The organism is Shewanella marisflavi, assembly GCF_023283925.1.
GTDB classification, from domain to species: domain Bacteria; phylum Pseudomonadota; class Gammaproteobacteria; order Enterobacterales; family Shewanellaceae; genus Shewanella; species Shewanella marisflavi.
This window is the reverse complement of record NZ_JAKIKX010000001.1, coordinates 353,291-367,610: the sequence shown is the minus strand read 5'-3', so window position 1 is coordinate 367,610 and position 14,320 is coordinate 353,291. Positions and strand designations below refer to the sequence as shown.

The 14,320-nt window shown below is 51.4% G+C and carries 13 protein-coding genes; 4 read left to right on the top strand and 9 right to left on the bottom strand.

Going from position 1 to position 14,320, the window contains the following annotated elements; all coding sequences use genetic code 11:
- Positions 1 to 3: 3 nt before the first annotated feature.
- Together L2712_RS01540 and L2712_RS01535 are read left to right on the top strand one after the other, a co-directional pair.
- A complete protein-coding gene (locus L2712_RS01540) occupies positions 4 to 597 on the top strand; it encodes a LysE family translocator (protein WP_248976679.1) in 594 nt (197 codons plus the stop codon).
- A 63-nt stretch (positions 598 to 660) separates the two neighbouring features.
- Positions 661 to 942 (top strand): helix-hairpin-helix domain-containing protein, encoded by a 282-nt coding sequence (locus L2712_RS01535; RefSeq protein WP_033537912.1) that lies wholly within the window; start codon positions 661 to 663, stop codon positions 940 to 942.
- Between the two features lie 22 nt (positions 943 to 964).
- Here L2712_RS01535 and L2712_RS01530 read toward each other — a convergent pair whose 3' ends face one another.
- The 6 genes from L2712_RS01530 to nagB all read right to left on the bottom strand — a co-directional run bounded on the left by L2712_RS01530 (position 965) and on the right by nagB (position 6,571).
- Positions 965 to 1,942 carry a catalase family peroxidase gene (locus L2712_RS01530; protein WP_248976678.1) on the bottom strand — a complete coding sequence of 326 codons (978 nt, stop codon included), beginning with the start codon at positions 1,940 to 1,942 and terminating at the stop codon, positions 965 to 967.
- Between the two features lie 214 nt (positions 1,943 to 2,156).
- Complete coding sequence (locus tag L2712_RS01525; RefSeq protein ID WP_033537910.1) at positions 2,157 to 2,531, bottom strand: PH domain-containing protein; 375 nt, start codon at positions 2,529 to 2,531, stop codon at positions 2,157 to 2,159.
- A 40-nt stretch (positions 2,532 to 2,571) separates the two neighbouring features.
- Entirely contained in the window at positions 2,572 to 4,485 is a 1,914-nt protein-coding gene (locus L2712_RS01520) for a peptidase U32 family protein (RefSeq protein ID WP_248976677.1), read from the bottom strand.
- A 166-nt stretch (positions 4,486 to 4,651) separates the two neighbouring features.
- A complete protein-coding gene (locus L2712_RS01515; RefSeq protein WP_248976676.1) occupies positions 4,652 to 4,969 on the bottom strand; it encodes a cupin domain-containing protein in 318 nt (105 codons plus the stop codon).
- 28 nt (positions 4,970 to 4,997) lie between these two features.
- On the bottom strand, positions 4,998 to 5,534 hold the full coding sequence (locus L2712_RS01510; RefSeq protein ID WP_033537907.1) for an SRPBCC family protein: 537 nt from the start codon (positions 5,532 to 5,534) through the stop codon (positions 4,998 to 5,000).
- 233 nt (positions 5,535 to 5,767) lie between these two features.
- Complete coding sequence (nagB, locus tag L2712_RS01505) at positions 5,768 to 6,571, bottom strand: glucosamine-6-phosphate deaminase (RefSeq protein WP_033537906.1); 804 nt, start codon at positions 6,569 to 6,571, stop codon at positions 5,768 to 5,770.
- Between the two features lie 254 nt (positions 6,572 to 6,825).
- On the opposite strand from nagB, the gene L2712_RS01500 reads away from it, so the two are divergent.
- The gene (locus tag L2712_RS01500) at positions 6,826 to 7,371 is read left to right on the top strand and encodes a pseudouridine synthase (protein WP_248977057.1); all 546 of its coding nucleotides are present in this window, start codon (positions 6,826 to 6,828) and stop codon (positions 7,369 to 7,371) included.
- Positions 7,372 to 7,464: 93 nt separating this feature from the next.
- Here the strand turns inward: L2712_RS01500 and L2712_RS01495 are convergent, their stop codons facing one another.
- The 3 genes from L2712_RS01495 to prfB form a co-directional block, all read right to left on the bottom strand.
- Entirely contained in the window at positions 7,465 to 9,945 is a 2,481-nt protein-coding gene (locus tag L2712_RS01495) for a putative bifunctional diguanylate cyclase/phosphodiesterase (protein WP_248976675.1), read from the bottom strand.
- 294 nt (positions 9,946 to 10,239) lie between these two features.
- Complete coding sequence (gene lysS, locus L2712_RS01490; protein ID WP_033537904.1) at positions 10,240 to 11,742, bottom strand: lysine--tRNA ligase; 1,503 nt, start codon at positions 11,740 to 11,742, stop codon at positions 10,240 to 10,242.
- A gap of 12 nt (positions 11,743 to 11,754) precedes the next feature.
- Positions 11,755 to 12,853 (bottom strand): peptide chain release factor 2 gene (gene prfB / locus L2712_RS01485; RefSeq protein ID WP_161783148.1). Its coding sequence is split into 2 segments (ribosomal slippage): positions 11,755 to 12,777 and positions 12,779 to 12,853, totalling 1,098 coding nucleotides; the frame shifts between segments, so codons are not numbered across the junction.
- Positions 12,854 to 13,105: 252 nt separating this feature from the next.
- On the opposite strand from prfB, the gene L2712_RS01480 reads away from it, so the two are divergent.
- On the top strand, positions 13,106 to 14,086 hold the full coding sequence (locus L2712_RS01480; RefSeq protein WP_033537903.1) for an ion channel: 981 nt from the start codon (positions 13,106 to 13,108) through the stop codon (positions 14,084 to 14,086).
- Positions 14,087 to 14,320: the final 234 nt, after the last annotated feature.

Here is a 14,320-nt window from a genome sequence, read left to right as displayed (position 1 = left end):
GGCATGCTGGAAGCTGTACTGTCATTAATCGTCGCCACTGGTTTACTCTTAGGCTCACCAGGCCCGGCGCCACTGGCGCTTGCTGCCACCGGGGCCACCTTTGGTATCCGCCGCGGCGCCCCGTTTCTGCTGGGCATACTCCTTGGCCTCTCGGTCGCCATCATAGGTGCCAGTGCAGGACTCGCCGCCCTATTTAGCCGCTTTCCCGAACTTAGACTTGTCTGTCAGCTGCTCGGCGCCGCTTATATCGCCTTCATCGCTTACAAGATTGCCAGCGCGCCGATCACCAGCCTAGATGCGGCAAAACAGGCGCCCAGTTTCAAAGATGGCTTCATCCTCAATCTACTTAACCCAAAGGCCTATGCCGCCTTTCTGGCCATCTTTTCGCAGTTCCTGTTGCCGCTGGAAAACACCGCCTTAGGATATCTGGCGACAGGTGTCTGCGCACTCATGGTGGCAACTCTGGTCGACACTCTCTGGCTGATCTTCGGCGGTCTGCTGCGCCCGCTGTTTGCCCGCCCCAGAGCGGCGCGAATAATGCGCATCAGTTTCGCCATCGCCATGTTGCTAGCGGTGAGCTATGCCCTGCTTCCCTAGCTCTACAGACAAACAACGCCAAACGCCATACACTTAAAATTGGGTTACTAGGAAAATAACAAGATGTCAGATCGCAGCGCCATCAAGGAGTTCACCATGATCCCCAATGTGGGTAAGGCCACGGCGGCGGATTTCCATCAGCTTGCACTGCATCACCCTAAGGATCTTATCGGGCAAGACCCTTACCAGATGCACGCGCGGTTAGAGGCCATCACGGGCTGTCGGCAGGATCCTTGTGTCATCGATGTCTTTATCGCCGCGGTGCGCTTTATGGAGGGAGAAGACGCTCAGCCTTGGTGGCACTACACCGCCGAGCGTAAGGCCCATTTGGCGAACAAGAAGTGATTTCGTGCGCCTTACATTTGGGTTAGTTGCCGCTCAAACGCTTGGCGAATGAGATAGCATAGGCGACAGATCTGAGCTTTAATACAGGATCGCTACTGGGCAATACGCCCTTTGCCAACACATTGGGATCATAGTTGATCTTCTCACAATGATCGTCGCCAGCACTGTGCATCGTTAACTTACCCAGGCTTATCACCTTTCGAGACTCAGGCCAGGCCTGTGAAGGATCATTTACCGGATCTTGGGCTTCGCCAATGATAGCCTGTAAGTCGAATGAGCGCTGGCCGTCACTCAGTTCTTGCTGTAATTTTTTAGCAAGAAAGCTTTTCGGTAACTGCGCCATCTGTTCTTCTGTCAGAGGCAACTCCCCCTCGTCCGGTACCAAACGCCATTTAAACTTCGTTTTCTGACCCTTCTCATCGACCAGATAGAAAGCATGAATACCAAAGTATTGGGCACGGGAGTATGAACTCGGCGGGTTATGGCTTTGCAACCAATTAAACTGCGGCAGAGTACTGGGGTGTGCCTGTCGATACTCTGCTAGCTTGGCGAAATCAACTTTGCCCTGCTCGTTGGGTAGCAAGGTTTTCAGCAGCCCAAGAAAAGTTTCGGGATCTTTACCGGGAAAGACGGGGGTCGTCAGGCCGGCAATATTATGCACAGCCCCATTAGGCAAACTAAATTGCACACCTATGCCGCGCGGAGAGCGCGCGGTCTCATCGGCATAAGGGTTCCCCCCCGCCATGGAGAAGCGAATACTGGCTTTAATATCTTGACCACTGAATAAGTTGGCATGTGAATAGAGCGCTGCCTCCTTAGAAGGCGAAAAGCTACCCAGAGCACACACGCCCTTGGCATGACCTTTCCTGACGCCTGGATGCTTACCGGAAAGCTGCTCAAACACTTCAATAAAATCATTCCCCTGCACCGCTGAATTGGCAGGCGAACTCAGTAAAAAGGTCGGTAGCAATAGAAAGAAAAGCCTCGCTAAATGTCCCATCAAATCGATCTCCTTGGTCTATTTACATCTGGCTAAATTAGCCTTGAGCAGTATAAGACCCAGAGAGGAAGGATTATCTTTCCCCTATAACACCCATTGATAGGAATATCTCCCAAGCAGGCCTCCACAATCGGCTTGCCAGCTAGGCTAGGCAACAAAAAGCCCAGACTTAGGCCTGGGCTTAATCAATCAAAAAATATGTCAAAGATTGGCATTACAGGGAAAAGTTAGCAATCGTCTTCTGAATGCCCACCACGTCAGTGCCCTTCTTCAGCTCTTTTACCAAGGGCTCCTTTTGACCCGAGATCCACAGCTTTAACTCGGCGTCCATATCGAAGGTACCGGCAGTTTCCACCTCAAAATGGGTGATCGCCTTATAAGGAACAGAGTGATAACTCACCTTCTTGCCTGTCACTCCCTGCTTATCGATGAGGATAAGACGCTTGTTAGTAAACACAAACATATCGCGCACCACGCGGTAAGCCAGCGCCAACTGCTCGTTGTCTCCCATAATAGGCCCCAGTTCCTGCGCCAATTCTTGCAGGTCGACTTCGGCGGCATTACCCATCAGTGCATCTAACAGTCCCATACTTTATCTCCTTTAAAGTGAACTTAATTTGTTCTCTAGCCTATACCTGGCGATTGGCACCGACAACCATCATTTCACATTTAGGGCAGTCGAATACCAGCTTGAGCACATCTTTACCTATCTCTATCTGCAGCGGCTCAGCCTTGATGCCGGGCACCTCTTTCGGGCAGAGGTTAAAGTTAAAGCGCAGACAGTGCTTGGTGACCATGAGTGGCGCATCTTCGGTAACGCCGTTCTTCTCATAGGTGTCCTCAATCTCAATCACCCCATGACGGGTGTAGAAATCTTTCGCCTTCTCGTTAGCCACGTTACCCATGAAGCTCAGATGCTTAAAGGGATAAACCGCGTCTTGGTTGTATTTCCACGCCTGTGGCCGCTCATAACCCTCGACGCGAGCCAGCTCAAGGGCGGCAACGGTATCGCGGCGCAGGCCATTAAGTAATGAGGCCGGCATAAACCAGGGACTGGCGGTGTCGATACGTATTTCGCGCGCCTCAAAGTCTGTGCTACCCAGCTTGCTCAGCTGTTTACGTATATTGTTCAGTGTCTTGTCTGCGTCTGTGGCAGGTGTCTTTTCCAGCTCAAGCTCACAGCTTGCGCTCAGGCCATATTGGTCTGTCATGGTCAGCGCGACCCCTTGCTCGGTATCGCTCAGGGTCATATCCACCTTGATGATCCGCTTAGCCGACTCTTTGGCCAGCACAGTTTCGAACGCCTGATCATGGTTACGATACAAGGTAGCGCCTACCTTGAGATCGCCCGGCACGGCAATCACATACAGCTTGTTGCCGTCGGCGCGGTTAACCCTGAGCCCCTGCAGCTTATCGTCAGACTGTTTGGCCTTCTCATAATTAGGTGGGAAGTAACACAGGCCGTCACCATTATTGAAGCTATGGAGCGATTCGACCTGAATAAAGTCTTTACCCAGGGCCGCCACCTTGCCCACCTCTTCGCCGATATATTTAGGCGAGCGGAAATCGCTGACCCCCTGGCTACGCTCATTAACGAAATAGTCGGTGCGACCACGGTTAAAGGTCTTCTCGGTATTGGGGGTAAAGGTATGCTCACAGCGGCCATGACTTGAGGCAACAAACTCTGGACGACGCGCCATGATCTTGTCCAGCTCCTGACGATAGTGAGCGGTCACGTTTTTCACATAGCTAAGATCTTTAAGTCGCCCTTCAATCTTAAAGGAGCGAATACCAGCGTCGATCAGCGCCTCTAAATTATCTGTCTGGTTGTTGTCTTTGAGCGATAGCAGGTGCTCATTTTGTGCCAACACCTCACCCTGACGCGTCTTGAGATCACCAGGCAGGCGACACATCTGCGAACACTCACCTCGGTTGGCACTGCGGTTACTAAAGGCGTGACTCAGGTTACACAGACCGCTATAGGCAACGCACAGAGCGCCATGGATGAAGAACTCCAGCTGCATGTTCGTCTTGGCCGCCACATCACGGATCTGACTCAGCCCCAGTTCACGGGCAAGCACCACCTGAGAGAAACCCACCTGCTCAAGAAAAGCGACCTTCTCGGGATTACGATTATCCATCTGGGTACTGGCGTGCAGGGCGATAGGCGGGATGTCCAGCTGGAGTACCCCCATATCCTGCACGATCAAGGCATCTGCACCAGCTTCATATACTTGCCAGATCAGCTTCTGCGCCGCTTCCAGTTCATCGTCCATCAAGATGGTATTGATGGCGACAAACACCTGGGCATGATAGCGGTGGGCAAACTCACATAGACGCGCGATATCCTCGACGCTGTTACCAGCAGTCGCTCTGGCACCGAAGGCCGGGCCACCGATATAGACGGCATCGGCACCATGCTTGATGGCCTCGATACCATAGTCGGCATTCTTAGCGGGCGCCAACAGCTCGAGGCGGTTTGAGCGGGTAGTTACCGGCGCTATCGGGGCGCTATCGGGGATAAAAATCTCAGGCTTGTCCATGAGGAGTCTCGAATCAGATCACAGATAGATAAAAATTAGGGGCGCGATTATAACAGACCTGGCTCACAAAACACCTCGCCGCCGCGCACTTTTTCGCCAAATTAGCCATTCTTCAGCCTCGCAGGCCGTTTGATTAATGCTTCAGACGTTATGAATCACCACAGACTTAATAATGCACCGCCAGCCAGATAGTCTCCTCGCGCTCGCTGGTCCAGCTGACTCTGTGTTTAACATGGGCGGGAATATTGAGGTGGTCGCCCACCTTGAGATGCACCACCTCGGCATACTCAAACACTAAGGTCGCCTCCCCCTGTAACACCATGACCCACTCGCTTCTGTCTTGATCGTACCATTGCGCCTCTGGCGTGCGATGGGCCTTGGAGACAATACGCTCGATTAACACTGCGCCCGTATCCACCAGAGGCTCGAATACCTCCTGGCTCAGATCCTGGGGCAAAGATTGAAAGATGTTACGTGTTTCCATAGACGTTCCTTTACGGCAAAGCCTTGGCTTAGTTTGCCTCTAACAGGGTCTTAAGGTTGTCTAGTCCCTGGCTCAGATCCCGTTCGACCATTGCATCGACCTGCATCAAAGGCAGCAGTATGTTCATCGGATAGGCCATATGACCACTGAAGCCCCAGTGGACCTCGGTCTGATTCGGCCCCAGCGCCTCGGTGGTAATATAGGCAGGTGACACCGCTTCGAACGGCGTCTTAAACCTCAGCTCATACTCTATGCGCTTACCGGGGAAAATCGCCTTAATCTCCTGCTCCCCCGAACCGACATCAGGGTTGTCACTGCGCCAGCCGGAAACAAAGCCTACGGTGCCATCCTCCCCACGATAATATTGCTCCATGGCCGAGTCCATCTTGGCCCAGACGCTAAACTGATCCTGATTTTTGAGCATTCTCAAGAAGTTAAAAACCTGATCCTTAGGTTTATCGATAACGATATGGGTATTAACATGATAATCCTCTTCGATAAAGAGGGCGGCGATAAAGGGAGAGGAGAGCAATAGCAGCACGAGTATCAGCAGCTTTTTTAACATGGCGAGTTCCTTCAAATGGTCGTTGCCAGCACGCCAACCAGTGTTAACCTACTCGTCTTAACATAGTCAAGAATCAAGGCTTTGGAAAGCCACATCAGCGAAGAACCCCAAGAGAGAGCCCATAATTAACAAGAGCTTGCAAACACCATTGCCACAAAGCAAAAAAGCGCCTCGATTAAGAGACGCCCTTTACCAAAACCAGAAATGTCTGAGGAGCCGAGTCCCTATGGCGATTAACCAGCCTTGAGGGCCGCTAGCCTAGCCTGTAGCAGCTGGTTTTCCGCCTCGATATGCTTGTAGAAATCTTTGTCAGCCAGCTTTGACGCTGCAGCCTCGTCGATCACTAACACGGCGTCTCTATGCAGTTGCAGCGCCGATGCCGGACAGGCGGCGCTTAAGGCCCCTTCTACCGTGGCACGAATCGCCTCAGCCTTGTTTTCACCGGTCGCCAGCAGCAACACCTTCTTGGCATCTAAAATGGTGCCAATGCCCATAGTGATCGACAGATGGGGCTGATACTCTCCCTGCGCAAAGAAGCGGGCATTATCCTCAATCGTCGCCTTGGTCAGTGTCTTGACCCGGGTGCGTGACATCAAGCCAGATGAGGGTTCGTTGAAACCGATATGACCATTGCGCCCGATGCCGAGCAGTTGGATATCTATGCCACCCGCGGCTTGGATCTGCGCCTCATATTGCTCACAGGCAGCGATAGGATCTTCGGCATCTCCCGGCGGCACATGGGTGTTAGCCTTGTCGATGTCGATGGCATCGAACAGCTGCTGATTCATGAAGTGGCGATAACTCTGTGGATGGTCAGCATCTAGCCCCAGATACTCATCCAAGTTAAAACTGGTGACGCTCTTAAAAGAGATCTCTCCGGCTTGATTGGCCGCCACCAGTCGCTGATAAAGAGATACTGGCGTCGAGCCGGTCGCCAACCCCAGTACTGAGTCGGGCTTACGCTTAAGCTGATTGATGATGAGGTTGGCACCATATTCCGCCACCTCGGCGCTGTCTCGTAGAATAACAATTTGCATAATTTGACTCGTCCCAGCCCTATGTTAGTCGCAATGTTCACAGTCGCGCCCATTCAACCGCAATTGAAATGACCCCAGAGATGGCGCGCTCATTAGAGGAATTAACATTACTATAACCACAAATGACAGCGTTGTCATTATTAATCTGACGATAATATCGACGCCGTTTTCGTGCTAAGATCGACTCGATACTTTTCCACAAGAGCCCTATCTCAGTGACCGCAGATTCAGCCAATCCCCAAGCGCAGCACTTTATGATCTACAAGCCTTATGGCTTTCTCAGTCAATTTATTGCCGAGCGGCGTAAACGTAAACCCAACCTATCAGAGCTAGGCGAATTTCCCGCTGGCATCATGGCCATAGGCCGTTTGGACCATGACTCCGAGGGCCTGCTATTACTCACCACTGATGGCAAGACCAGCCACAATATCCGCAGTAAATCGATTGAGAAGGAATACTATGTACAGCTCGATGGAGAGATCACCGACCAGGCGATTACCAGGCTCTGCGAAGGCGTTGAGATAGGCATTAAAGGGGAGAAATATTACACCCTGCCTTGCCGGGCACACCGTCTAACACTGACGCCCGATTTACCGCCGCGGGGAAGAAAGATAAGAGATGCGCGCCACGGCCCCACCAGCTGGGTGAGCATCACTATCACTGAGGGCAAGAATCGTCAGATCCGCAAGATGACTGCAGCCGTTGGCTTTGCCACCTTAAGGCTGGTGCGAGTACGAATAGGCGATATTCACTTGGGCAAGCTGACGCCGGGTGAGGTTCGGCCGCTGAGTCTAGTCTAAAGTTGCTCAGGCGCTGACGACAGACTCAGAAAAAAGCGACTAATGTGAAATCCCCAGATGTAAAAACAAGCAGGCAAAGCGGTTAAAGCAAGCCTAACGCAGAAAGTCACCCAGCTCGTCGACGACTCTGGGCTGACTGTACAGATAGCCCTGCGCCTGATCGCACCCCGCCGCCTTAAGAAATGCCGCCTGCTCCGGTGTCTCAACCCCCTCTGCGATAATGCAGAGGTTCAACGCATGGCCTAAGGCGATCACCGCCTTAGCGATAGCGGTATTGTTGCTATCGCTAGGAATATCGCGAATAAATGACTGATCTATCTTTAGCTTATGGATCGGCAAACGTTTCAGATAGTTAAGTGATGAATAGCCGGTACCAAAGTCATCCACCGACAACTCGACGCCCAGCTCACCTAGCTGTTTGAGTACCTCAATTACAGCCAAAGGATCAGACATCATACAGCTCTCGGTCACCTCCAGCTCCAGATACTCTGGGGGTACCCCAGCTTCATCGAGCACTCGCCTAACTTGATCGAAGAAATGCTTCTGTTGCAGCTGCGGCCCCGCCACGTTCACTGAGATGCGTCCAAACGCTTTCCCCTGAGCCAACCACAGAGCAGCCTGAGCCGCGGCCTGTTTCAATACCCAGTGACCTATCTCGTTAATCAAACCTATCTTCTCTGCAACGGGAATAAACACCGCGGGTGAGATCTGCCCAAGCTGCGGATCTTGCCAGCGCAGCAAGGCCTCAAAACCAATGCATGCGCCTGAGCTCAGATCTAACTTAGGTTGATAGACTAAGTAGAAGGTGCCATTACTGATAGCATCGTGCAGGGCGCTCTGTAACTTAAGGTGCTCCACAGATTCTAATGTTAGCGACTGGGTATAGAAGGCGTAATTATTACGGCCATTGCGCTTAGCCCTATGCATGGCCGTGTCGGCATTACGCAACAGCGTATCGCCACTTTCGCCATCACCCGGATAGATGGCAACCCCCATACTGGCAGTCAAACGAATACTGGCTTCATCGTCAAATAGAAACGGCGTATCAAATACCTCTCGCAGACGACTCACCATAAGCGAGACATGATCGCCACTCTCGATATGGGGCAGTACGGCGATAAACTCGTCACTGCCGAGCCTGGCCAGAGTCCCCTCATTTCCCAATTTCTGTCCTAAGCGTCTGGCGACCTCGACCAGGATAGAGTCACCCGCCACATGACCATAACTATCGTTAATATGCTTAAACAGGTCCACATCGATAAAGATCAATGCCAGTTCAGTCTCTTCTCGCACAGCATGGCGCAGCTCCTGCTCCAGATTGGCCGAGAGCATCAAACGATTGGGGAGCTTAGTTAAGGGATCTTGGTATGCCAGCCTCGCCAGCTCTTTTTCACTCTTCTTCTGCGCCGAGATGTCGGCAAATACGGCGACAAAATAGCGCACCTGATGATCGTCATCATACATGGAGCTAATAGTCAGCTGTTCGGGATAGATGGCGCCGCTCTTGCGACGATTCCAGATCTCGCCATGCCACTTGCCATTGGTTAAGAGTGAATGCCACAGACGATCGAAAAAGGCTTTGTCATGTCGACCCGAATTAAGGATGCGCGGATTTTTCCCCAGTACCTCTTCACGGCTGTAGCCTGTGATCTCACTGAAGGCGCCATGCACTTCCACTATCTGACCTTCAGCATTGGTGATCACTACACCTTCTACTGAGTTCTCAAAAACATTGGCAGCCAGTTCCAGCTGCTCTTGGGCCGCCTTATGAGAACTAATATTGCGTGTGATGCCAATCACCCCTTCCAGGGTGCCATCGGCCGCCACCACGGGCACCTTAGTGGTTTCCAACCAAGATTGAGATTGGTCAATATCATTGGCCTCACACTCAGCTGTCGCAACGTGCACACCGCGCACAATCGACTCATAATCCCCCGTCACAAACCCCTCGGCCACATCTGGCTCGAAGATCTCATCGTCGGTGCGGTTAAGCAGCTGATCTCGACTACGGCCCCAGGCAAGCTCAACACTGCGGTTGACCAGTACGTAGCGCCCAGCAACATCTTTCATCCACACATGCTCAGGCAGGCTATCGATAAATAGCTGCAGATCTACTCTGGGCGATCTGTCTGGCTGTGACGATAACAGCTGCTGCCGGTGGTCTTGATACAGGGTCACCAAGCGATATTGAATCGCCTGGCAGGTCATTCGCACCAAGGCTGCAACCCGATCACCATGACCCGCTTGTTCATTAGGGATTAGGCAGATGGCGCCATAAATGGCTTGAGAAGGCCAGAAGATAGGGTGCAGTGCGATATCACCGACATAAACGGGTGCCGGAGGCAAATGGGATTGTTCTATGTAGGCGCGAAATAACTTGAGCCCCTGAGCACACAACTGCTCAACGCTCAGTCTATGAGCTTGGTTGTTATCACCCTCAGCCAGCAAAGGTGACAGGCTATCAGAGGCGGTTAAGCTAACCAGGAAAACACTGCCGTCAAAGGCTTGTGCCAAGGTCTCTATCGCCTCTTGCCACTCCTGTATCGCTTGCGCTGGAATCTTGATATCTATCACTATTCGTCTCCGAGAGCGACGAGCTACTGTCACTATCCCATAATCCCTTTGCTAGCATATCGCCAATTTATCTAGATGGACACAGGCAAACGGCATAAATTAACCTTAAATTAACAAAAACATGTTAAAGCGAACAAAGTTCAGGTCATGACCAGAATTCACCTCATCTTACACTAGAAATAGATTAACTTATCAGTCATTTAAACCAAGATAAAATCAGAAGTGGCTGATAACCCCCAGCCGCAGAGATAAAAAAACCAGCCCTTAGGCTGGTTTTGTCACGAGCGAATTTGCTTACCCCTGGGGACGCATCGCCGGGAAGAGGATCACGTCACGAATAGTGTGCGTATTAGTAAATAGCATCACCAAACGGTCGATACCTATACCTTGACCCGCAGTCGGTGGCAGACCGTGCTCAAGCGCCGTGATGTAATCGGCGTCATAGAACATGGCTTCGTCGTCACCCGCATCTTTAGCATCTACCTGGGCCTTGAAACGCTTATCTTGATCTTCAGCATCGTTCAGCTCGCTAAAGCCGTTAGCCACTTCACGACCACCGATAAAGAACTCGAAACGGTCAGTGATGAAATGGTTTTCATCGTTACGACGTGCCAGCGGCGAGATATCAGCAGGATAACCTGTAATGAAGGTAGGCTGCATCAGCTTAGGCTCAGCGGTTTCACCGAAGATCTCTTCCAATAGCTGACCACAGGTCCAGAACTTCTCGATGGTCATGCCCAGGCTCTTAGCCAGGTTACGCATAAACTCGACGTCTTTTACCTCTTCATAGGTCATCGACTGAATGGTCTCATTGTCTGGATTGTACTTCTTGATCGCATCCAGCATGCTCAGACGCTCGTATGGACCACCAAAGTCGATGGTGTGATCGCCATAAGGCAGCTTAGTATCACCCAGCAGATCTTTGGCAATTGACGAGAGCATCTCTTCGGTCAGATCCATCAGATCCTTGTAGTCGGCGTAGGCCATATAGAATTCCATCATAGTGAATTCTGGGTTATGGCGTGGCGACAGACCTTCGTTACGGAAGTTACGGTTGATCTCAAACACACGCTCGAAACCACCTACAACCAGACGCTTAAGGTAAAGTTCAGGGGCGATACGCAGATACATCTCGATATCCAGCGCATTGTGATGAGTAATGAAAGGACGCGCCGAAGCACCACCCGGGATGCTGTGCATCATAGGGGTTTCTACTTCCATAAACTCTTTGCTAACCATGAAGTTACGGATAGCCGTAACCACTTTAGAGCGCATGACAAATGCCGCACGAGACTCTTCGTTGACGATAAGGTCTACATAACGCTGGCGGTAGCGCATCTCTTGGTCAGTCAGGCCGTGGAACTTCTCTGGCAGCGGACGCAGCGCCTTAGTCAGCAGCTGATACTCTTCCATGTTGACATAGAGGTCACCCTTACCAGACAGGTGCAGCTGACCGGTCACACCGATAATGTCACCAATATCCAAGCCTTGATACTTGGCCTTAAGCTCTTTCTGCACATCTTTACCGGCATAGGCCTGGATGCGACCGCTCACATCCTGGATCACCAGGAAGGGACCACGCTTAGCCATGATACGACCAGCGATAGAGCGCTGGACATTCATCTCTTCCAGCTCTTCTTTGCTGTAGTGACCGTACTCGGCCTGGATATCTGCAGCCTTGTGTTTTCGATCGAAGTTATTCGGGTGACCGTTAGCAGGGCAAGAAGCGCGAACGTGATCTAACTTGGCACGGCGCTCTGCAATTAACTTGTTTTCGTCTTGAGTTTGTTCAGTCATCTTCTTCTCTCGTTAAAGGCCAGATTTCAGGCTAGCTTCAATAAACTTGTCCAGATCGCCATCGAGGACGCTCTGAGTATTGCGATTTTCGACGCCGGTACGCAGATCTTTAATACGGGCATCATCCAGCACGTAAGAACGGATCTGGCTACCCCAACCGATATCAGACTTAGCATCTTCGGCGGCTTGCTTATCGGCATTCTGTTTTAACATTTCCAGTTCGTACAACTTAGCCTTTAGCTGCTTCATTGCCGAGTCACGGTTCTTGTGCTGGGATCTATCGTTCTGACACTGCACCACAGTATTAGTAGGCAAGTGAGTAATACGAATCGCCGATTCCGTCTTGTTAACGTGCTGACCACCCGCGCCCGAAGCGCGATAGGTGTCGATACGCAGATCCGCCGGATTAATATCGATCTCGATAGAGTCATCAATTTCCGGGTAGACAAACACAGAACAGAAAGAGGTATGACGCTTGCCCGAAGAGTCGAACGGTGACTTACGCACTAAGCGATGCACGCCCGTTTCGGTGCGCAGTGAACCGAAAGCATATTCACCGGTAAACTTAATGGTCGCACCCTTGATACCGGCCACATCACCGTCGGTCACTTCCATAAGCTCTGGCTTATAACCTTTGGCTTCGCCCCAACGCAGATACATACGCAGTACCATGTTGGCCCAATCCTGCGCCTCGGTACCACCTGAGCCCGACTGGATATCCAGATAACAATCTGATGCATCGTGAGGACCCGAGAACATGCGGCGAAACTCAAGCTCTTCCAGACGTTTCTCTAACTGTGCCAACTCGCTGTTAGCATCGTTAAAAGTGTCTTCGTCTTCCTCTTCGATAGCCAGTTCCAGCAGGCCTTCGACATCCTCAAGGCCACTGTCCATATCATCTATGGTCTTAACAACGGCTTCTAATGCGGCACGCTCTTTCCCCAGAGCCTGGGCATTATCTGGGTCGTTCCACACTTCCGAGCTTTCCAGCTCTCGGCTAACTTCTTCTAGACGCTCACTCTTGGCATCGTAGTCAAAGATACCCCCGAAGAAGTTGGGTACGCTCAGCCAGCTCCTTGATTTTAGATTTAACCGGATTTACTTCAAACATGACTCTTCTACTTAAAAATCGATAGGCAGGAATGCAAACGCGGTATTTTAACTCAATCGCCCCTATTCGCATAGGGGCTGTTGACCTTCCCTGTTTATTTCTGCAGCAGTTTGTAGGCAATTCATACAAGGCAGAGCCGATGTTGTGAAGTCATGCTACATAAAGTGGCGATATCACAGCAGAAATGGCAGTCAAACCCTACCCCACAGATTCGATCCCCCCCTTTTCTAAAGGCTGGCTATACTGTTCAATATGAAACCAAAGAACCAATGTTGCTACCATGAAGATGAAGGCTTCTCCTGCACCGAACCAGCCGAAGCCTCAGGCCTATGCTATTGGCATGATCCTAAAATCATTAAAGATAAGCCGGAAGATATCGCCCGCCTAGAGGCCTTTGCCCGTGGAGGCGGCATGCTACGGGGGATCTCTCTCAAACGGGCCAATCTGCCCGGCATAGATCTGGTCAGACACCACCAAAAAACCGGCTTCGACATGAGCCATGCCGAGCTGTACCGCGCCAACCTGCAAGGGGCGCACATGTTTAACCTCAACTTGCAACATGCCAGCCTGATGAAGGCCGATCTGCGCGAGGCCAATGTGCACTGTGCCAATCTGGTGGGCACCAACCTGCTTGGGATCAAATGGAATGGTGCCAAGATAGAGAACATCAATACCGGCAAGGTGTTAAAGCAGGAGCGCCTGGCCAATGAGGCTGAGCGGGTAGGCGAGCAGGAGATCGCCCAGGACTATTTCGAACAGGCCGAGGAGATCTACCGGGATCTGCGCAAGGCCGCCGAGCGCGAAGGCTTGTTTGCCATGGGCGGTAATTACCTGCGTAAAGAGCTCACCATGCGCCGCCACCAGATGCCCAAATTCAGTTATTCCCGCATTCTGTCTAAGATAATCGATATCTTCTGCGGCTATGGCGAAGCCCCTAACAGGGTGATCGGATTTTCGATGGGGTTTATTTTCGTCTGCGCGCTGCTCTACCTGTTTACAGGCTTAAACTATGACGGCAACGTCCACGTGTTTAAGTGGAGCAATGAGTTCTGGACCAACCTGACGCTATTCTTCAATTGCCTCTACTACTCAGTCGTCACCTTTACCACCTTGGGCTACGGCGACTTTACGCCCATAGGTTACTCCCGGGCAATCGCCGCCATCGAGGCTTTTACCGGCAGCTTTACCATTGCCCTGTTCGTGGTGGTGTTCGTTAAGAAGATGACCCGCTAACCGCAAACTGTGATCCACCTCAAACCACATCACCACCAGCATGGTGCAAGCCAACAAACCCAGCGCAATTTGTGAACAACACTGCAAATGCAGCACAAAAAATCACTACTAAGACCTGTGGCGAAAAGGGCTCTAGGTATACTCAAGCAAACCTTGTTTCTCTAATTTACCTTTAAGCATTCACCTAAAAATAGATTTGCCATCGAGACCAAGGTTACCTAGCTAACGCTTAGA

Coding starts and splice junctions, on each gene's coding strand:
- L2712_RS01540 (WP_248976679.1), top strand. CDS start 4: ATGCTGGAAGCTGTACTGTCATTAATCGTCGCCACTGGTTTACTCTTA.
- L2712_RS01480 (WP_033537903.1), top strand. CDS start 13,106: ATGAAACCAAAGAACCAATGTTGCTACCATGAAGATGAAGGCTTCTCC.
- L2712_RS01500 (WP_248977057.1), top strand. CDS start 6,826: ATGATCTACAAGCCTTATGGCTTTCTCAGTCAATTTATTGCCGAGCGG.
- L2712_RS01535 (WP_033537912.1), top strand. CDS start 661: ATGTCAGATCGCAGCGCCATCAAGGAGTTCACCATGATCCCCAATGTG.
- L2712_RS01510 (WP_033537907.1), bottom strand. CDS start 5,534: ATGTTAAAAAAGCTGCTGATACTCGTGCTGCTATTGCTCTCCTCTCCC.
- L2712_RS01525 (WP_033537910.1), bottom strand. CDS start 2,531: ATGGGACTGTTAGATGCACTGATGGGTAATGCCGCCGAAGTCGACCTG.
- L2712_RS01530 (WP_248976678.1), bottom strand. CDS start 1,942: ATGGGACATTTAGCGAGGCTTTTCTTTCTATTGCTACCGACCTTTTTA.
- nagB (WP_033537906.1), bottom strand. CDS start 6,571: ATGCAAATTGTTATTCTACGAGACAGCGCCGAGGTGGCGGAATATGGT.
- L2712_RS01515 (WP_248976676.1), bottom strand. CDS start 4,969: ATGGAAACACGTAACATCTTTCAATCTTTGCCCCAGGATCTGAGCCAG.
- lysS (WP_033537904.1), bottom strand. CDS start 11,742: ATGACTGAACAAACTCAAGACGAAAACAAGTTAATTGCAGAGCGCCGT.
- L2712_RS01520 (WP_248976677.1), bottom strand. CDS start 4,485: ATGGACAAGCCTGAGATTTTTATCCCCGATAGCGCCCCGATAGCGCCG.